General features: G+C 68.0%; 16 protein-coding genes. 10 read left to right on the top strand and 6 right to left on the bottom strand.

Annotated elements, in window-relative coordinates:
• Positions 1-1320 carry an oxygenase MpaB family protein gene (locus A5697_RS06460; protein WP_068008944.1) on the bottom strand — a complete coding sequence of 440 codons (1320 nt, stop codon included), beginning with the start codon at positions 1318-1320 and terminating at the stop codon, positions 1-3.
• Between the two features lie 93 nt (positions 1321-1413).
• Here A5697_RS06460 and A5697_RS06455 point away from each other — a divergent pair, with 93 nt between their 5' ends.
• Positions 1414-1989: a TetR/AcrR family transcriptional regulator gene (locus A5697_RS06455; protein ID WP_068009026.1), complete on the top strand. Its 576-nt coding sequence runs from the start codon at positions 1414-1416 to the stop codon at positions 1987-1989.
• Here A5697_RS06455 and pgi read toward each other — a convergent pair whose 3' ends face one another.
• Both pgi and A5697_RS06445 read right to left on the bottom strand, forming a co-directional pair.
• Positions 1990-3654 carry a glucose-6-phosphate isomerase gene (gene pgi, locus A5697_RS06450; RefSeq protein ID WP_068008940.1) on the bottom strand — a complete coding sequence of 555 codons (1665 nt, stop codon included), beginning with the start codon at positions 3652-3654 and terminating at the stop codon, positions 1990-1992.
• A 146-nt stretch (positions 3655-3800) separates the two neighbouring features.
• The gene (locus A5697_RS06445) at positions 3801-4133 is read right to left on the bottom strand and encodes a chorismate mutase (protein ID WP_082953264.1); all 333 of its coding nucleotides are present in this window, start codon (positions 4131-4133) and stop codon (positions 3801-3803) included.
• A gap of 557 nt (positions 4134-4690) precedes the next feature.
• On the opposite strand from A5697_RS06445, the gene pcrA reads away from it, so the two are divergent.
• Complete coding sequence (pcrA, locus tag A5697_RS06440) at positions 4691-7024, top strand: DNA helicase PcrA (protein ID WP_068008937.1); 2334 nt, start codon at positions 4691-4693, stop codon at positions 7022-7024.
• A 114-nt stretch (positions 7025-7138) separates the two neighbouring features.
• Here the strand turns inward: pcrA and A5697_RS06435 are convergent, their stop codons facing one another.
• Both A5697_RS06435 and A5697_RS06430 read right to left on the bottom strand, forming a co-directional pair.
• Positions 7139-7705 (bottom strand): hypothetical protein, encoded by a 567-nt coding sequence (locus A5697_RS06435; protein WP_068008934.1) that lies wholly within the window; start codon positions 7703-7705, stop codon positions 7139-7141.
• Position 7706: 1 nt separating this feature from the next.
• Positions 7707-8753: a M23 family metallopeptidase gene (locus A5697_RS06430; protein WP_067945493.1), complete on the bottom strand. Its 1047-nt coding sequence runs from the start codon at positions 8751-8753 to the stop codon at positions 7707-7709.
• A 323-nt stretch (positions 8754-9076) separates the two neighbouring features.
• Between A5697_RS06430 and sucC the strand changes: the two genes are divergently transcribed.
• From sucC to A5697_RS06415, 3 genes are all read left to right on the top strand, one after another.
• Positions 9077-10240 (top strand): ADP-forming succinate--CoA ligase subunit beta, encoded by a 1164-nt coding sequence (gene sucC, locus A5697_RS06425; RefSeq protein ID WP_068008932.1) that lies wholly within the window; start codon positions 9077-9079, stop codon positions 10238-10240.
• 12 nt (positions 10241-10252) lie between these two features.
• Positions 10253-11155 carry a succinate--CoA ligase subunit alpha gene (gene sucD, locus A5697_RS06420; RefSeq protein WP_067200182.1) on the top strand — a complete coding sequence of 301 codons (903 nt, stop codon included), beginning with the start codon at positions 10253-10255 and terminating at the stop codon, positions 11153-11155.
• A 72-nt stretch (positions 11156-11227) separates the two neighbouring features.
• The gene (locus A5697_RS06415; RefSeq protein WP_068008929.1) at positions 11228-12748 is read left to right on the top strand and encodes an acetyl-CoA acetyltransferase; all 1521 of its coding nucleotides are present in this window, start codon (positions 11228-11230) and stop codon (positions 12746-12748) included.
• Positions 12749-12833: 85 nt separating this feature from the next.
• Here A5697_RS06415 and A5697_RS06410 read toward each other — a convergent pair whose 3' ends face one another.
• On the bottom strand, positions 12834-13682 hold the full coding sequence (locus A5697_RS06410) for an LLM class F420-dependent oxidoreductase (RefSeq protein WP_067945429.1): 849 nt from the start codon (positions 13680-13682) through the stop codon (positions 12834-12836).
• A gap of 245 nt (positions 13683-13927) precedes the next feature.
• Here A5697_RS06410 and A5697_RS06405 point away from each other — a divergent pair, with 245 nt between their 5' ends.
• The 5 genes from A5697_RS06405 to A5697_RS06385 all read left to right on the top strand — a co-directional run.
• The gene (locus tag A5697_RS06405) at positions 13928-14812 is read left to right on the top strand and encodes a DUF5336 domain-containing protein (protein ID WP_068009023.1); all 885 of its coding nucleotides are present in this window, start codon (positions 13928-13930) and stop codon (positions 14810-14812) included.
• Positions 14813-14851: 39 nt separating this feature from the next.
• Complete coding sequence (locus A5697_RS06400; protein WP_082953263.1) at positions 14852-16225, top strand: DUF6350 family protein; 1374 nt, start codon at positions 14852-14854, stop codon at positions 16223-16225.
• Positions 16226-16246: 21 nt separating this feature from the next.
• On the top strand, positions 16247-16894 hold the full coding sequence (purN, locus tag A5697_RS06395) for a phosphoribosylglycinamide formyltransferase (protein WP_068008923.1): 648 nt from the start codon (positions 16247-16249) through the stop codon (positions 16892-16894).
• Entirely contained in the window at positions 16891-18474 is a 1584-nt protein-coding gene (gene purH, locus A5697_RS06390; protein ID WP_067945423.1) for a bifunctional phosphoribosylaminoimidazolecarboxamide formyltransferase/IMP cyclohydrolase, read from the top strand. The genes purN and purH overlap by 4 nt, the downstream gene beginning before the upstream one ends.
• 41 nt (positions 18475-18515) lie before the next feature.
• A partial coding sequence (locus tag A5697_RS06385) for a sigma 54-interacting transcriptional regulator (RefSeq protein WP_231971987.1) occupies positions 18516-19716 on the top strand: 1201 nt, incomplete at its 3' end.

Genomic DNA, 19716 nt, shown 5'->3' with positions numbered 1-19716 from the left:
TCAATGCGGCACCGGCGTGTAATGCGCCGCGTCGCTGGTGAATTCGGGCTTGCCGTAGGTCGCCAGCCGTAGCTTGAGGAGCCCGATCACGTAGGCGTCGGTGATGTCCCGAAGCACGGGTATGCGGCTGGCGTGGCTCACGGCGGTGAACCGCCCGATGATGAAGGGTGCGGTGAGGGCGACGCGCACGAGGTCCGTCGGCCCCATCGAGACGCCCATGGCCTCGGCGATCTCACGGTTTCCATTGCAGAAGGTGCGAACGAAAGTGAGCTTGCTGAAACTCTTTTCGACCGCTTCGGCGCAACGGTCGAACAGCGTGGTGTCGGGGCGCAAGTAGGCCGCCATCGTGCCGCGGACGAGGTCTTGGCAGATGCTGTCGAATCCGTCGCGCAGCAGTGCCGAGCGTGCGTGCATGACGTGGATGATGTCGGCCGGTTTCGAAGGCAGCAGTTCTTCCGGCAGCCCGAGCAAAAAGCAGCGGTACCTGGCGAATTCGACGACGGCGCGCTCTTCGGCGGTGAATTCCGTCCGGCCCTGTTGACGCGCCTTGCGGGCCAGCAGGTACTGGCCGATCATGCCGGCCGGCATCTGGTCGACCTGTGGCACGGGCATGCCGTACACGGCGGCGTCCCACTTGTCGGATTTCTTGAGGGCGTTGTAGCGGACCATCGAGTGCATCAGCCGGACCATGGCGGCCGCCTCGAAACCGGGGCCGAAACGGTCCAGCGCGCCGGGCAGGGTGGTGACCGCGAAGAAACTGGCGGTCTCATTTACCCGCCGGGCGGCCCGCTTGCCCGAGAGTGCGCCGGTCAGCGCCATCGGCAGCGCGGCGTAGGTGTTGGTGAAGGTCGCGATGAAGGCCCCCCGGGTGATGAAGGGGGCCAGCAGCGCTGCGGGGATCCGCTCTTGGCGGGCGCCCTCGCGGACCAGATCGAAGTCGATCCACTCCGGGGTGGCCTCCATGGCGGCGATGAACGAAACCAGCTCGGGGGGCGCGTCGGGCACCGCCTCGATTCCCTCGCGGCAGGCCGTCTTGAGCATGTCGATCAGCTGAACGACGCTGTGCGAAGCCATCAGTGCCGCATAGGGATCGGCGACGACGTCGCCGAGCAGGGTCGCCGTGCTCATCAACTCGACCACGCGGTCGTCTTCCAGGATCGGGGCGCGATCGGCGATCCAGGCGGGCAGGGCCGAGTCGACGTCGGGCTCCGTGGCCAGACGATCCGGCCGCCGGTCGAAGTCGAAGTCTCCATACAGGGCGGGCTGCAGTTCGCGCTGGCTGCGGACTCGCTCGGCGAGTTCGGGGTAGTACGTGACCATCGCTGCCTCCCATTAACTAACAGTTCGTGAGTTAATACTCACAAGTTGTTAGTTATGCTGTCAAGCATGAGCGCGGGCAACCCGAAGCGGCGCATGACCGCCGAAGGTCGGCGCGAGCAGATTCTCGACGTCACGCACTCGATCGTCGACGCCGAGGGGTTCCACGCGGCCACACCCAACCGCATCGCCGAGGCGGCCGGCATCAATCGGTCGTTGATCTATCAGCTGTTCGGCGACCCGGCGGGACTGTTCGTCGCGCTGATCGACCGTGAGGCGGCCCGGGCCGGCGCCCAGTTCGCCGAGGCGGTCTCCGGGTTGGATGCCGTCGCCGACGACCAGTCGCTGGTGGTTGCTTTCGACGGCGTGCTGGCCGCGGTCGACGCGCACCCGGCGACGTGGCGGCTGTTCCTGTTCCCGCCGCAGGGCGCGCCACCGGAGTTGTATGCGCGGCTGGCTCAATCGCAGGCCGTCGTGCTGGAGTTCTTCGTCACCGAGCTGCTGCGCGTCAATCCGCACGTGCACGATCCCGAATACACCGCGCGGATCCTGCACGCCGCCGGACGCGAACTGCTGCAGCTGCACCTCAGTGAGCCACAGACCGCGACCGTGGAACGCTTGCGCACCTTTGTGCGCCGGCTCGGCTCGGACGTCATGAGCCGCACGGGGTGATCAGCTGGTGCGCCCGCGGTCTGTCCGGTAGCGGCGCACCAGCGCGTCGGTCGAGCTGTCGGACTGCGGCGCCGGCGAGCCGTCGGACGTGATCACCGGGAGCAGCGCCTTCGCCTGCGTCTTGCCAAGCTCCACGCCCCACTGGTCGAACGAGTCGATGCCCCAGATGACGCCCTCGGTGAAGACCTGATGCTCGTAGAGCGCGATCAACTGGCCCAGCACCGACGGCGTGAGCCGGTCGGCCAGGATCGAGGTCGACGGGCGGTTGCCGGGCATCACCTTGTGCGGCACGATGTCGGCCGGCGTGCCTTCGGCGGCGATCTCCTCGGCGGTCTTACCGAACGCCAGCACTTGGGTCTGGGCGAAGAAGTTGCTCATCAGCAAGTCGTGCATGCTGCCGGTGCCCTCGACGGTGGGCAGGTCGTCCAGAGGCTGGCTGAAGCCGATGAAGTCGGCCGGTACCAGCCGGGTGCCCTGATGCAGCAATTGGTAGAAGGCATGCTGGCCGTTGGTTCCCGGCTCGCCCCAGAAGATTTCGCCGGTGTCGGTGGTGACCGGGGTGCCGTCGGCGCGCGTCGACTTGCCGTTCGATTCCATCGTCAGCTGTTGCAGGTAGGCGGCGAAGCGCGCCAAGTCGTTGGAGTACGGCAGCACCGCGCGCGACTGGGCGCCCATGAAGTTGGAGTACCACAGCCCGATCAGCCCGAGCAGCGCCGGCGCGTTGGACTCCAGCGGGGCGGTCTTGAAATGCCGGTCCACGATGTGGAATCCGGACAGGAAATCGGCGAAGGCCTCCTTGCCGATCGCGGCCATCACCGAGAGGCCGATCGCGGAATCGACGGAGTAGCGTCCCCCGACCCAGTCCCAGAAGCCGAACATGTTGTCGGTGTTGATGCCGAAGTCGTCGACCAGGCGCTTGTTGGTGGAGACCGCCACGAAATGCTTGGACACCGCGGCGTCGCCGAGCGCGTCGGTGAGCCAACGGCGGGCGGCGGTCGCGTTGGTCAGGGTTTCCAGCGTGGAGAACGTTTTGGAAGCGACGATGAAAAGCGTTGTGGCGGGGTCCAAGTCGGCCAGGGTGGCGATGAGGTCGGCCGGGTCGACGTTGGAGACGAACCGGGCCGAGATCCCGGCGTCGGCGTAGTGGCGCAGCGCCTGATAGACCATCACCGGGCCAAGATCCGATCCGCCGATGCCGATGTTGACCACCGTGCTGATTCTTTGCCCGGTCGCCCCGGTCCATTCACCGCTGCGTAACCGGTCAGTGAAGTCGCCCATCCGGTCCAGCACGGCGTGCACATCCTCGACGACGTTGTGGCCGTCGACGATCAGTTCGGCGTCCCGGGGCAGTCGCAGCGCGGTGTGCAATACGGCCCGGTCCTCGGAGACGTTGATGTGCGCGCCGGCGAACATCTGGTCGCGGCGCTCCTCGAGGTTAGCCGTCCGGGCCAGATCGACCAGCAGCCGCAGCGTCTCTCGGGTGATGCGGTGTTTGCTGTAGTCGATGTAGAGGTCGCCGACCGAGACGGTGAGCTCGCGGCCGCGGTCGGGATCCTCGTCGAAGAACTGGCGCAGATGGGTCGCGCCGATTTGGTCGTGATGCCTGCGCAGGGCGTCCCACGCTGGGGTGGCGGTGATGTCGGGGAGGCTTTGCACGGAGGTCATACTTCGACCCTAATCGGACGCGCAGCGACCCAGCCAGGCGTGACGGTCGCAAGCGCGGCGCAGCCGGGCGCTGCGGGCCGTCACCATCGGGCCCTGACGGTCGCAAGCGCGGCGAAGCCGGGCGCTGCGGGCCGTGACTGGCGTCCTCAGTGACCGAGCCGGCCCCTGCCCAACCTCAGCAACAGGATCGCCAGGTCCTTGCCGTCGGGACCGAGCTCGCTGTAGCGCTCGATCACCTTCATCTCGCGGCTGTGCACGAGGCGCGTGCCGCCGGATGCCATCCGGACCTTGCCGATCGCCTGAGACACCTCGGTGCGCCGCTTCACCGCGGCCAGGATCTCGGCGTCCAGCCGGTCGATCTCACGGCGCAAATCGTCGATACTCAACTCTTCGGCGGCGGCCGTCTGTGGGGTTTCCACCGTCTCAACCTTCATCTCTGCTGACTCCGCATTCTCGGGATGGGGGGGTTGTGGTCTCATCCGGTTTCGGGCCTCACAAAAGAGACGAGCCCCGGTCTTGAGGAAGCGGACCACGGGGCTCTGACGAAAGCAGCTAGACCACGGGGACCGCTAACCGGTACCCGTAGAAAAATCGGCGGCAGTTGGGGGTGCGAGGCCGCCGACGGCACTGCGCGTTGAGCACCAAACGAGTGTGCCACTAAAATCGGTTCTCGCGCAAAAAGGCGTTCGTGAGCTGGCTATTACTCAGTCGACGTCCGCATGGGGGACTGCCCGGTGTTCGGTGGCGGCGACGTTCGGGCCGGGTTTGCTTACCGGTACGGAATCCATTAACACGGCGTGAAATTGGGTGTTATGGAAGATTGTGCGAGATTGACGACGACGGAAACTCGGGCGCTGATTATGCGTGACTTTTATACTCGAGTCTAATTAGTCCCCATTTGAAATCGGGCCGCGTTTTGTTTGCGAAACACGCGTTTCGCCGCCCCGTTTTTGCCCGGCGGAGGACGGCCGGGGCACTAGCCTGGTGTCACGCCTTGGCGCGTTGCGTCGGTGGGCGGCGGTAAGTTTGGACCAACATGAGTGTGTACGCAGCCGATGCCAACCTGGCCTCCGAAGCAGATCAGTTGCTCGAAGGCCTCAACCCGCAACAGCGCCAGGCGGTGGTGCACGAGGGCTCGCCGCTGCTGATCGTGGCGGGGGCCGGCTCCGGCAAGACCGCGGTGTTGACGCGCCGCATCGCCTATCTGATCGCGGCGCGCGGCGTGGGCGTCGGCCAGATCCTGGCCATCACCTTCACCAATAAGGCCGCGGCCGAGATGCGCGAACGGGTGGTGCGGCTGGTCGGCAACCGGGCCCGCGCCATGTGGGTGTCCACCTTCCACTCGACGTGTGTGCGGATCCTGCGCAACCAGGCGTCGCTGATCGAAGGCCTCAATTCCAACTTCTCGATCTACGACGCCGACGATTCCCGCCGCCTGCTGCAGATGATCGGGCGCGACATGGGGCTCGACATCAAGCGCTACTCGCCGCGGCTGCTGGCCAACGCCATCTCCAACCTGAAGAACGAGCTGATCGACCCCGCGGAGGCGGTGGCGAAACTGACGGACGACTCCGACGACCTGACGCGCACGGTGGCGTCCGTGTACGGCGAATACCAGCGGCGGCTGCGCGCGGCCAACGCCCTGGACTTCGACGACCTGATCGGCGAGACCGTCGCGGTGCTGCGGGCCTTCCCGCAGATCGCCCAGCACTACCGGAGGCGGTTCCGGCATGTCCTGGTCGACGAGTATCAGGACACCAACCATGCGCAATACGTGCTGGTGCGGGAATTGGTCGGTCATGACGCCACGGGGTCGCCCGACGATGTGCCGCCGGCCGAATTGTGCGTGGTGGGTGACGCCGATCAGTCGATCTATGCGTTCCGCGGCGCCACCATCCGCAACATCGAGGACTTCGAGCGTGACTACCCGGACGCGATAACCATTCTGCTGGAACAGAATTACCGCTCCACGCAGAACATCTTGTCGGCGGCCAACTCGGTGATCGCGCGCAACTCCGGGCGCAGGGACAAACGGCTGTGGACCGACGCCGGCGCCGGCGAATTGATCGTCGGCTACGTCGCGGACAACGAGCATGACGAGGCCCGGTTTGTGGCCGAGGAGATCGACGCGCTCGCCGACCGTGGTGAGATCACCTATAACGACGTGGCCGTGTTCTATCGCACCAACAACTCGTCGCGGTCGTTCGAAGAGGTGTTCATCCGCGCGGGCATCCCCTACAAAGTCGTTGGGGGAGTGCGGTTTTACGAGCGCAAAGAGATTCGTGACATCGTCGCGTATCTGCGGGTGCTGGACAACCCCGGCGACGCGGTCAGCATGCGGCGCATCCTCAACACCCCGCGCCGGGGCATCGGGGACCGGGCCGAGGCGTGCGTCGCGGTGTACGCGGAGAACACCGGCGCGAGTTTCGCCGACGCGCTGGTGGCCGCGGCCGAAGGCAAAGTGCCGATGCTCAATTCGCGCGCGGAGAAGGCGATCGCCGGTTTCGTCGAGCTGCTCGACGAGCTCAGGGGCCGGCTCGACGAGGATCTCGGCGACCTGGTCGAGTCGGTGCTCGAACGTACCGGATACCGGCGTGAGCTGGAATCCTCCACCGATCCGCAGGATCTGGCTCGTTTGGACAACCTCAACGAACTCGTCAGTGTGGCACACGAATTCAGCACCGACCGGGCAAACGCCGCCGCGCTGGGCGAGTCGCTGCAGGCCCCGGAGGACGAAGACGTGCCGGACACCGGCGTGCTCGCGGAATTCCTGGAGCGCGTCTCGCTGGTTTCCGACAGCGACGAGATCCCCGAGAACGACGCCGGCATGGTCACTTTGATGACGCTGCACACCGCGAAGGGGCTGGAGTTCCCGGTGGTGTTCGTCACCGGTTGGGAGGACGGCATGTTCCCGCACATGCGGGCGCTGGACGACCCGATGGAACTGTCCGAAGAGCGGCGCCTGGCCTACGTCGGCATCACCCGCGCCCGGCAGCGGCTGTATCTCAGCAGGGCCATCGTCCGGTCCTCCTGGGGGCAGCCGATGCTCAACCCGGAATCGCGCTTCCTGCGGGAGGTTCCGCAGGAACTCATCGAGTGGCGGCGCACCGCGCCGACCCCGTCGTTCAGCGCGCCGGTGAGCGGCGCCGGCCGGTTCGGTGCGCCGCGCGCGGCCCCGACCCGCTCGGGCGCGGGAAAGCGCCCGTTGCTGGTGCTCGAGCCCGGCGACCGGGTGACTCACGACAAGTACGGGCTCGGCCGCGTCGAAGAGGTCTCCGGCGTCGGCGAGTCGGCCATGTCTCTCATCGACTTCGGCAGCGCCGGACGGGTAAAGCTGATGCACAACCACGCCCCGATCAGCAAGCTCTGACCGCGTGGCGGCTGCGGACCATTAGGCGACTCGGGATTTTGATATCGCTGGTGATATCGGATGTGAAAGCCGCCTACTGGTTGTCCGCCGGGCCGGCACCCGCTTCGGCGCGAGTCAGGCGTCCAGCCAGCGTTTGGTCCGCGGGTGCATCGCCAGCACCACGCTGGCGATCGGCAGCAGCGGCAGCAGGTGCACTATCCACGCGACGCGCGCACCGGCGATGAACACACCAAGGTAGGTCAGCACCGCGACCACGGCCCCGACCACGATGAGGTAGCGCCCAAAAGGCCGGCGCTGCAGCAACATGACCACGCCGGAAACGGTGGTTATGGCGAACACCAGGGTCAGAAACGCGACGGCGATGCAAAACAAGCGGTCGGTCCGCCACCAGCCTGCGATCAGGTCGGTCGCCACCACCGACGTGGCCCACCCACTGATGATGCTGACAGCGCAGGCCGCGACGGCCGTCCGACCGCTCGACTCACCCAACGTGGCCGGGCGTCCCGCGCGAGCGGCGCCCGGGTAGGGCGGTGGCTGCGGAGGGATGAGGCTGGTCGGGGATTCCGGCGCGATGGGGACCGGTCCAGTGGGTGCGCGGCGGATGATCCGCGTCTTGGAGTCCGACGGCGACGTGGACTCGTGCGGCTGCGGACCGGGAGGTGGTTGATTCGGCGCGGTCACCTCAACCAGCGTAGTTACCGACCATAAGACCCCGCTTAGCCAGCCACGGAACGGGGTCGATCCGTTCGGTGCCGCCCTGGAGCACCTCGAAATGGAGGTGCGGGCCGGTGGAATTACCGCGGTTGCCCATGGTGGCGATCTGGTCGCCGGCCATCACGCGCTGGCCGACGCTGACCAGCGTCGTGTTGACGTGGCCGTAGAGCGTGACCGTGCCGTCGGCGTGGCGGAGCTTGACCAACGCCCCATAGCCGGCGGCCGGCCCGGAGTCGATGACGACACCGTCGGACACCGCGTAGATCGGTGTGCCGATCGAGTTGGCCAGGTCGATGCCGGCATGCAGCACCCCCCAGCGGTAACCGAAGTTCGAGGTGAAGATGCCCTTCGTCGGCATCACGTAGAGCGGCTGCTGCAGTCGCGCCTCGCGCTGGGCGCGATCGTTGGCGTAGGCGACGCCCTTGGCGAACTCCTGGTTGTGCAGGGCCGCGGTCGCCGCCGGCTCGAGCGCGACCACCTGGGGGCCGCGAACGGTGTTGGCGCCACCCGATCCGCCGGTGAGCGCCGACGCGTTCGCGGTCAGCACGGCCTCGGTCTTGGGGGTGTCGGCATGGCTGGTGGCGGTGTGGGCCGCCGCGGCGGCCGCGCCGGCGGCCATCGCCGAGATCAGCAGGCGGCCCCGGGCGGCGCTGGTCGGTTCCTTGCGATGCTGCCCGCCGCGTCGTGCGACACCGACGACGTCGTGCGCGCGACCGACGCGGAGCTCGGCCGCGGACCTGACGACCACCCGCGGTAGCACCTCGGTGACCGGGGCGTCCAGCCACAGCGGGGCCGGGTCGTCGGCGTCGTTCAGGTCGTCGAGTTCGGGGGCCAGCAAGACCTGGGCTTCGTTGTCGAAGGTCGAGTCGTTGCTGTAGTCAAGGTCGCCGAGGTCTTTGGCGTCGTCGCGCCAATCCAGATCGTCGAAGTCGAAGCCGTCGAGCGGGAGGATCTCGGTGACTTCGTTGCGGTGGGGCTCAATCCCTCGGCCGCCGGCCGCGCGACCAACCCGCACCACACCTGCTGTTTCAGCAGTAGAAGGAGCCAAACGATGCTGGGGCAAGCTGAAATGTCCTCGTATCGTGACCATACCGTTATCTGGACCCTAGGACGGTATCCGCTGACGTGCGGAGCTGGCAACCTCGTCGCGCAATCCAAGTGAAATTGTGATTTGGGTCACGAACCGGGTACGCCGGGATCCCGTGAGCTGTGCCACATCGCCGGACGCGCCGGTTAAGGCCGGTAGGAGGGTCGATACAGTTCGTCCGTGCGAGTTGCCGAACGCGGCACCGCCCATCAAGAGGCCTAGTAGTTGAGTCGAGCGAAGACAGAGAGTCCATGGACCTTTTCGAGTATCAAGCAAAAGAATTGTTCGCCAAGCACAACGTACCGACTACGCCGGGGCGGGTGACCGACACCGCCGAGGGCGCTCGGGAGATCGCCACCGAAATCGGCCGCCCGGTGATGGTCAAGGCGCAGGTGAAGGTCGGTGGCCGCGGCAAGGCCGGTGGCGTCAAATACGCGGCGACGCCCGAGGACGCCTACGAACACGCCAAGAACATCCTCGGCCTCGACATCAAGGGTCACGTCGTCAAGAAGCTGCTGGTCGCCGAGGCCAGCGACATCGCCGAGGAGTACTACATCTCCTTCCTGCTAGATCGGGCCAACCGGACCTACCTGGCCATGTGCTCGGTCGAGGGCGGCATGGAAATCGAGGAGGTCGCCGCCACCAAGCCCGAGCGGCTGGCCAAGGTTCCGGTGGACGCCGTCGACGGGGTCGACCTGGACACCGCGCGTTCCATCGCCGAGCAGGGCCACTTGCCGGCCGAGGTGCTCGACGCGGCCGCGGTGACCATCAACAAGCTGTGGGAGCTCTTCGTCGCCGAGGACGCCACGCTGGTCGAGGTCAACCCGCTGGTGCGCGACCCGAAAGACCAAATTCTGGCGCTGGACGGCAAGATCACGCTCGACGCGAATGCCGACTTCCGCCACCCCGAGCACGCGGAATTCGAAGACCGCGCCTCCACCGACCCGCTGGAGCTGAAGGCCAAGGAGCACGACCTCAACTACGTGAAGCTGGACGGCGAGGTCGGCATCATCGGTAACGGCGCCGGGCTGGTGATGTCCACGCTCGACGTCGTCGCGTACGCGGGCGAGAAGCACAACGGCGTCAAGCCGGCCAACTTCCTGGACATCGGCGGTGGCGCGTCGGCCGAGGTGATGGCCGCGGGGCTGGACGTCATCCTGAACGACAAGCAGGTCAAGAGCGTCTTCGTGAACGTGTTCGGGGGCATCACCTCGTGCGACGCAGTCGCCAACGGAATCGTGACGGCCCTGAACATGCTCGGTGACGAGGCGAACAAGCCGCTCGTCGTGCGGCTCGACGGCAACAACGTCGACGAGGGCCGCCGCATCTTGGCCCAAGCCAACCACCCGCTGGTGATCCAGGCCGAGACCATGGACGCCGGCGCCGACAAAGCCGCCGAGCTGGCGAACAAGTAAGGGAGCCAAGCAATGTCGATCTTCCTGAATAAGGACTCCAAAGTCATCGTCCAGGGCATCACCGGCGGCGAGGGCACCAAGCACACCGCACTCATGCTCAAGGCCGGCACCCAGGTGGTGGGCGGGGTGAACGCCCGCAAGGCGGGCACCACCGTCTCGCACGTCGACCCCGTCGGCAAGGACGTCGAGCTCCCGGTGTTCGGCACGGTCGCGGAAGCGATCAAGGAGACCGGCGCCAACGTGTCCGTCGTCTTCGTGCCGCCGAAATTCGCCAAGGACGCGATCATCGAGGCCATCGACGCCGAGATCCCGCTGCTGGTCGTCATCACCGAGGGAATTCCGGTGCAGGACACCGCATACGCGTGGGCCTACAACCTGGACAAGGGTCACAAGACGCGCATCATCGGGCCGAACTGTCCGGGGATCATCACCCCGGGCGAGGCGCTGGCCGGCATCACCCCCGCGAACATCAGCGGCCCCGGGCCCGTCGGGCTGGTGTCCAAGTCCGGCACGCTGACCTACCAAATGATGTACGAGCTGCGCGATTTCGGGTTCTCCACCTCGATCGGCATCGGCGGGGACCCGGTCATCGGCACCACCCACATCGACGCCATCGAGGCCTTCGAGAAGGACCCCGACACCAAGGTCATCGTGATGATCGGTGAGATCGGTGGCGACGCGGAGGAGCGCGCGGCCGACTACATCAAGGCCAACGTCTCCAAGCCGGTCGTCGGCTACGTCGCGGGGTTCACTGCGCCCGAAGGCAAGACGATGGGCCACGCGGGCGCCATCGTGTCCGGCTCGTCGGGCACCGCGGCCGCGAAGAAGGAGGCCTTGGAGGCGGCCGGCGTCAAGGTGGGCAAGACGCCGTCGGAGACCGCGGCGCTGGCCAGGGAGATCCTGCAGAGCCTGTAGTCCGCGATCGCGGCGCAAGCTGCGAGGCCCCCCGATTAGGTCGGGGACGGACCTGCGGTAGATAGTTGGTCTATGAATCTCGACCCGAACACCCCCGTCGTCGTCGGTGTGGGGCAGGCCGCCGAACGCGTCGACGACCCGAACTATCGCGCGATGTCGCCGGTCGAGCTGGCCGCCGCGGCGGCCCGGGCCGCCGTCGACGACTGCGGTGGCGAGGATGTCGCCGCGGCCATCGACACCGTGGCCGGCGTCCGGCAGTTCGAGATTTCGGGCTTTATCAACGCCCCGCTCGGGCGGTCCAACAACTACCCCCGGTCCGTGGCCAACCGCATCGGCGCTTCGCCCGCCCGCGCGATCCTCGAAATCGTTGGGGGACAGGGGCCGCAGCACCTGATCAGCGAGCTGGCGGGGGAGATCGCGGCGGGCCGCTCGCAGGTCGTGATGGTGTTCGGGTCGGACGCCACCTCGACGTTGCGCTACTTCGCGAAAGCGGAAGCCAAGCCGGACTTCACCGAGACGGTCGACGGTGATCTGGAGGACCGCGGGCAGGGCATCGAGAAGCTGGTCTCGCGCTACACCGTCAGCCACGGGCTGACCAGCGCGCCGATCCAGTACGCGTTGCTGGAGAACGCCCGGCGCGCCGGGACGGGGCTCGGATCGGTCGAATACCGGCGGCGGATGGGCGAGCTGTTCGCGCCGTTCACGAAGATCGCGGCCAGCAATCCGTTCGCCGCCGCACCGGTGGAGCGCACGGTCGATGAGCTGATCACCGTGACCGAGCGCAACCGGATGATCGCGGAGCCCTACCCACGGCTGATGGTCGCCCGCGACCAGGTGAACCAGGGCGCTGCCGCGCTACTGATGTCGGTCGAGGCGGCGCGCCGCCTCGGAGTGCCCGAGGAGAAGTGGGTCTATCTGCACGGCCACGCCGATCTGGAGGAACAGGCGCTGCTCGAGCGCCCCGATCTTGGGCATGCGCCGTCGCACGTCCTGACCGTGCGCGAGGCGCTGGCCATGGCCGGCATCGGCATCGACGATGTGGCCACCTTCGATCTGTACAGCTGCTTTCCGGTGCCGGTATTCAACATCTGCGACGGCATGGGCGTCGCGCCCGACGATCCGCGCGGCCTGACCCTGACCGGCGGGCTGCCGTTCTTCGGCGGCGCCGGCAACAATTACTCGATGCATGCGGTCGCCGAGACCGTCGCGCAAATGCGAAGCGCGCCAGGTGAATTCGGTCTCGTGGGCGCCAACGGCGGCATCCTGAGCAAGTACTCGGTCGGTGTGTACTCCACCGCTCCGGCGGAGTGGAAGCCCGATCGCAGCGCCCAGGCGCAGGCTCAGGTCGCCGGCTGGCCGACAGTGCCGGTGACCGAGCACGCCGACGGCGTCGGCACCGTCGAGACCTACACGGTGCGGCGCGACGACGGCCGTCCGACCGGGATCATCGTCGGCCGGCTCGACGACGGCAGCCGGTTCCTGTCCACCACCGAGGACGACGACTTGATCGCGCTGCTGATCGACGGCGACCCGCTCGGGCACTCGGTGCGGGTGCGCTCCTTCGACTACGGCAACCGCTGCACGCCGGCGTGACGGCCCGGTTCTTCCGCGACACATAAACCACGCACGCGACACGCCGCAGGTGGCCGCCGTGGTTTATGTCTCGCGGATCGCGAAGCTAAACGAGGGCGGCCAGCTTGCCGGCCAGCCGCTCGACGTAGGCGGCGATCTCGTCCTCGGATCGATCCGGGAGGCCGAACAGCACCTCGGTCACCCCGAGTTCGGCCCACTTGGCGAGCTTCTCGGGAATCGGCTTGAAGTCCAGCGCGACGATCTGCGGGGCGCCGTCGCGGCCGGCGGCCGCCCAGGTGTCCTGCAGCAACTTGACCGGCTCGTCGATGTCGAAGTCGCGCGGGGTGGTGATCCAGCCGTCGGCGCTGCGGGCGATCCACTTGAAGTTCTTCTCGTTACCGGCCGCCCCGACCAGCACGGGAATGTGCGGCTGCACGGGTTTGGGCCACGCCCAGCTGGGCCCGAACTTGACGAACTCGCCGTCGTAGGCCGCTTCCTCCTTGGTCCACAGCTCCCGCATGGCTTCGATGTATTCGCGCAGCATGGTGCGGCGCCGCCCGGGCGGCACGCCGTGATCGGCGAGCTCGTCGGTGTTCCACCCGAACCCGACGCCGAGGCTGACGCGTCCGGCGGACAGATGGTCGAGGGTGGCAATGCTTTTCGCCAGCGTGATCGGGTCGTGTTCGACGGGCAGCGCCACCGCGGTGGACAGCCGCACCCGTGACGTGACGGCGCACGCCGCGCCCAGGCTTACCCATGGGTCTAACGTCCGCATGTAGCGGTCGTCGGGCAGCGACGCGTCGCCCGTCGTCGGGTGCGCCGCCTCGCGCTTGATCGGGATGTGAGTGTGTTCTGGCACGTAGAAGGTCGTGAAGCCGTGTTCGTCGGCAAGCTTCGCGGCCGACGCCGGAGAGATGCCACGGTCGCTGGTAAAAAGCACAAGCCCGTAATCCATGGAGAGAATTAGAACGTGTTCTACCTGCGCTGAGCAAGCCGCCGCCGTGGCGGCACGGATCGGCGTCCAAGCCGGTGGCCACGGCACCGGCGTTCCGAAGTGCGCTAGCGTGGTTGATCGATCGCGTCGCAACGCAACCGCCGGGCACGGCGTTTATGGAACGGCGCGCCCGCAAGCACAGCGTCGCGACGCAACTGTGGCGCCCGCAGAGGCACTTCAAGGCACTGGAAGCAACAGGAGGAGCCATGACCTACTCGCCCGGTAGCCCCGGATATCAGCCCGCATCACCCGGGGGCTCCTACTCAGGTGGCACGCCGTCGTTCACCAAGGACGACGACGGCGCGACCAAGCTCCCGCTCTACCTGAACATCGCGGTGGTCGTGCTCGGCCTGGCGGTGTATCTGCTGAACTTCGGGCCGACGTTCACCATCGGCTCCGACCTCGGCCCGGGCGTCGGCGGACGCGCCGGCGACGCGGGTACGGCGGTGATCGTCGCGGTGCTGGCCGCGCTGCTCGCGGGGCTGAGCCTGCTGCCCAAGGGCAAGAGCTACACCGGAGTCGTCGCGGTCATCGCGGTCCTCGGTGCGCTGCTGGCCATCACCGAGACGATCAACCTCCCGGCCGGCGTCGCGATCGGCTGGGCGATGTGGCCCCTGGTCGCGTGCAGCGTGCTCCAGGCGATCGCCGCCGTCGTGGTCGTCCTGCTGGAGGCGGGCGTCATCACGGCGCCGGCGCCGCGGCCCAAGTACGACCCCTACGCCCAGTACGGCCATTACGGCCAGTACGGGCAGTACGGCCAGCAGCCCTACTACGGCCAGCCCGGCCAGCAGCAGCCGCAGCACCCCGGATACGGGTCGCAGTACGGCGGCTACCCCGCCAGCCAGGCCCCGACCCAAAGCGCGGTTCCCACCGGCGGTTTCGGTGCCCAGCCGCAATCCGGGCCCCAGGCGGCCGCGCAGCAAGGACCGTCCACGCCGCCCACCGGTTTCCCCAGCTTCAGCCCGCCGCCCGCGGCCGGCTCGGGCTCCGAGGGCTCGGCGCCCAACTACTCCAACCAGGGCGGGGGCCAGCCGCCCTACGGCCAGGAGCAGCAGCCGCCCTCGTCGCCGTCTGGTCCAGCACCCTCCTAACCGTGCGCCCTCGCGCCTAGTCGGGACGTACGCCGAAGAGTGAAAAGGGTGTCGGAAGGCGCGGACAACCGGCCAGCGGGCGCTCGCCAGGCGCGCGACCTCGTCCGCGTCGCGTTCGGCCCGGCGGTGGTGGCCTTGGTCATCATCGCCGCGGTCACGCTGCTGCAGTTGTTGATCGCCAACAGCGACATGACCGGCGCGCTGGGCGCGATCGCCAGCATGTGGCTGGGCGTGCACCAGGTGCCGATCTCGATCGGCGGCCGCGAACTGGGCGTGATGCCGCTGCTGCCGGTGCTGCTCATGATCTGGGCGACCGCGCGCAGCACGGCGCGGGCGACCTCTCCGTATTCCTCCTGGTTGGTCGTCCGCTGGGTGGTCGCGTCGGCGCTGGGCGGTCCCTTGCTGATCGCGGCGATCGCCCTGGCCGTCATCCACGACGCCTCGTCGGTGATCACCGAGCTGCAGACGCCCAGCGCCCTGCGCGCGTTCACCAGCGTCCTCGTCGTGCACACCGTCGGCGCCGCGATCGGTGTGGGGTCCCGGGTGGGGCGAAGGGCGTTGGCGGCGTCGTCGCTGCCGTTTTGGCTGGCCGATGCCCTGCGCGCCGCGTCGGCCGGTGTGCTGGCGTTGCTCGGGCTTTCGGGCTTGGTCACGGCGGCGTCGCTGGTGGTGCATTGGGCGACGATGCAAGACCTCTACGGGATCACCGATTCGATATTCGGGCAGTTCAGCCTCACGGTGCTGTCGATGTTGTACGCGCCCAACGTCATCGTCGGCACCTCGGCGATGGCGGTCGGGTCCAGCGCCCACCTCGGCTTCGCGACGTTCAGTTCGTTCACCGTCTTCGGCGGCGACATTCCGGCCCTGCCGATCCTGGCCGCGGCCCCCCACCCGCCGCTCGGCCCGGTGTGGGTTGCCCTGCTCATCATCGGCGCGTCCTCGGGGGTGGCGGTCGGGCAGCAGTGCGCTCGCCGTGCGCTCCCGCTGATTCCCGCGACGGCCAAGCTTCTGGTCGCCTCCGTCGCGGGGGCGTTGGCGATGTCCCTGCTCGCATACGGCGGCAGCGGCCGACTGGGAAACTTCGGTGATGTGGGCGTCGACCAGGGCGCCTTGCTCATCGGGGTGTTCTTCTGGTTCTCGGTCGTCGGCGGAATCACCCTGGTGATGAGCGGCGGCGTCCGGGCCCGGCCCCGGCGACCCAAGCCCGCGCCCGCCGCGGCCGAAGAACCGGCGGACTTTGCCGGGGCCTTCGACGAGGCGGACGACGAACCGCCGCCGGATTCCGCCGATCCCGACGAGTTCGCCGCGCCCGACGCGCTGGTCGGCGACGACGCCGAGGCGGTGGGCGACGACCCCACCCCGCCCCCCGACGACGCGCAGCCGACCTCGACCGACCGCGAGCCCGGCGAGTAGCTCCCACTAGGCTCTCTGCTTGTGGCCGAACCGCTCCATGTGCCCCCAAGTGCGCCGGCGCGAGTGGTGGTACTGGCATCGGGCACCGGGTCGCTGCTGAGTTCGCTGCTCGACGCCGCCGTCGGCGACTACCCCGCCCGCGTGGTCGCGGTCGGTGCCGATCGCGAGTGTCTAGCCACCGAGATCGCCGCGAGGGCATCGCTGCCGACGTTCACCGCCCGGCTGGGCGATCACCCCGACCGCGCCGCCTGGGATGCGGCCGTCACCGAAGCCACCGCCGCCCACTCGCCCGATCTGGTGGTGTCGGCGGGCTTCATGAAAATACTTGGCCCCCAGTTCCTCTCGCGCTTCTACGGCCGGATCATCAATACCCACCCCGCTTTGTTGCCGGCGTTTCCGGGCGCGCACGGCGTGGCCGACGCGTTGGCCTACGGCGTCAAGGTCACAGGTTGTACGGTGCACCTGGTGGATGCCGGAACGGACACCGGGCCGATCCTGGCGCAGCAATCCGTGCCGGTGCTCGACGGCGACAGCGAAGAGTCCCTGCATGAACGCATCAAGGTCACCGAACGGAAGCTCCTGGTGGACGTGGTGGCCGAGATCGCGACCGGTGGCCTGACCCTGGTCGGAAGAACAGCGACGATCGGACGAAAGGCGACCAAGCGATGACCACCGACGAATGGCCGGAGACGGCGAAAAGGCCGATCCGGCGCGCGTTGATCAGCGTCTACGACAAGACCGGCCTCGTCGAACTCGCCCGCGGGCTGGCCGACGCGGGCGTCGAGATCGTCTCGACCGGGTCGACGGCGAAGACGATTGCCGAAAAAGGGATCCCGGTCACGCGGGTCGAGGAGCTGACCGGCTTTCCCGAGGTGCTCGACGGGCGGGTCAAGACGTTGCATCCGCGGGTGCATGCCGGCCTTCTGGCCGATCTCCGCAAACCCGAGCACGCCGCCGCGCTCGAGGAACTCGGCGTCGCCGCCTTCGAACTCGTCGTCGTCAACCTCTACCCGTTCAGCGAGACCGTCGACTCCGGCGCCAGCATCGACGAATGCGTCGAGCAGATCGACATCGGCGGGCCGTCGATGGTCCGCGCGGCAGCGAAAAACCATCCCAGCGTGGCGGTGATCACCGACCCGCGCGGCTATGACGGCGTGCTCGCCGCGGTGCGCCACGGCGGCTTTACCCTCGCCGAGCGCAAAAAGCTGGCGGCGCTGGCGTTTCAGCACACCGCCGAATACGACATCGCCGTCGCGGGCTGGATGGAGTCGACGTTGGCGCCCGAGCACCCGCCGACGGCGTTCCCCAAGTGGCTGGGGCGCAGCTGGAGCCGCTCGACGATGCTGCGTTATGGCGAGAACCCGCACCAGCAGGCGGCGCTCTACAGCGACCCCGCCGCCTGGCCGGGGTTGGCGCAAGCCGAGCAGCTGCACGGAAAAGAGATGTCGTACAACAACTTCACCGACGCGGACGCGGCCTGGCGGGCCGCCTTCGACCACGAACAGACCTGCGTCGCAATCATCAAGCACGCCAACCCCTGTGGGATCGCCATCTCGTCGGAATCGGTGGCCGACGCGCACCGCAAGGCCCACGAATGCGATCCGCTGAGCGCCTTCGGCGGCGTCATCGCGGCCAACACCGAAGTCAGCGTCGAGATGGCCGAGTATGTGAGCACCATCTTCACCGAGGTCATCATCGCGCCGGCCTACGCGCCGGAGGCTTTGGAAGCCTTGACGCGCAAGAAGAACATCCGGGTGCTGGTGGCCTCCGAGCCGCTGACCGGCGGCATCGAGCTGCGGCCGATCAGCGGTGGGCTGCTGGTGCAGCAACGTGACGAGCTCGACGCGCACGGTGACAACCCGGCGAACTGGACTCTGGCGACGGGATCACCGGCCGATCCGGCCACGCTGACCGATCTGGTCTTCGCGTGGCGGGCGTGCCGGGCGGTCAAGTCGAACGCCATCGTGATCGCCGGCGGCGGCGCGACCATCGGCGTCGGGATGGGGCAGGTGAACCGGGTGGACGCGGCCCGGCTGGCCGTCGAACGAGGCGGCGATCGGGTTCGCGGCGCGGTCGCGGCCTCGGACGCGTTCTTTCCGTTCCCCGACGGACTCGAGACGCTGACCGCCGCCGGGGTGAAAGCGATCGTGCACCCGGGCGGGTCGGTGCGTGACGACGAGGTGACCGCGGCGGCGGCCAGCGCCGGCGTCACCTTGTACCTCACCGGGGCCCGCCACTTCGCTCACTGAACGCTCAGCGCGTGGGGCCAGTGGGCAACGCGTAGCGTGGAGTGGTGCCATCACCCAGCAATCTGCCCCGGACCGTCGGCGAGCTGCGTGCCGCCGGCCATCGTGAACGGGGAGTCAAACAGGAAATTCGGGAAAACCTGCTGACGCGGCTCGCCGACGGCGCGGAAGGTGAAGCTGTCTGGCCGGGGATCCTGGGTTTCGAGGACACCGTCCTGCCCCAACTGGAGCGGGCGCTCATCGCCGGGCATGACTTCGTGCTCCTCGGCGAACGTGGCCAGGGCAAGACCCGGCTGCTGCGCGCGCTGACCGGGCTGCTCGACGAGTGGACGCCGGTGATCGCCGGCGCGGAACTGGGCGAGCATCCCTACTCGCCGATCACGCCGGAGTCGATCCGCAAGGCCGCCACTCTGGGCGACGACCTGCCGATCGAATGGAAGCACCGCAGCGAGCGCTACACCGAGAAGCTGGCGACGCCCGACACCAGCGTCGCGGACCTGGTCGGCGACATCGACCCGATCAAGGTTGCCGAGGGTCGCAGCCTCGGGGACCCGGAAACCATTGCCTACGGCCTGATCCCCCGCGCACACCGCGGGATCGTCGCGGTCAACGAGCTTCCCGACCTCGCCGAGCGCATCCAGGTGTCGATGCTCAACGTGATGGAGGAGCGCGACATTCAGGTCCGCGGCTACACGCTGCGCCTGCCGTTGGACGTGTTGGTGGTCGCCAGCGCCAACCCCGAGGACTACACCAACCGCGGCCGCATCATCACCCCGCTCAAAGACCGGTTCGGTGCGGAGATCCGCACCCACTACCCGCTGGAGCTCGAGGCGGAGGTTGGCGTCATCGTGCAGGAGGCGCACCTGTCCGCGCAGGTGCCCGACTACCTGATGCAGGTGATCGCCCGGTTCGCCCGGTACCTGCGGGAGTCCAACTCCGTCGACCAACGCTCCGGGGTGTCGGCGCGGTTCGCGATCGCCGCGGCCGAAACCGTGGCGGCGGCCGCCCGGCACCGCGGCGCGGTGTCGGCCGTCGCGCGGCGCAGCAGGTGTTCGAGCACGGCCTGTTCGCGGCCTTCCTCACCGGACTCGAATTCCAGCTTGCCGCGCAGGACGTCGATCACGGTGCCGAGGTCGACCACGCGGGCCACCGGATCGGTCTCGCCAAGCACCGCGCCGCGGTGCCGGGCGGCCGCCGCCACGGTTTCGGCCGCGGCGATCGCGAACCGCGCCGACACCCCGGAGC

This window comes from Mycobacterium sp. E3251 (assembly GCF_001666835.1).
Classification (GTDB): Bacteria; Actinomycetota; Actinomycetes; order Mycobacteriales; family Mycobacteriaceae; genus Mycobacterium.
This window is presented reverse-complemented; position numbering and strand designations above follow the sequence as displayed.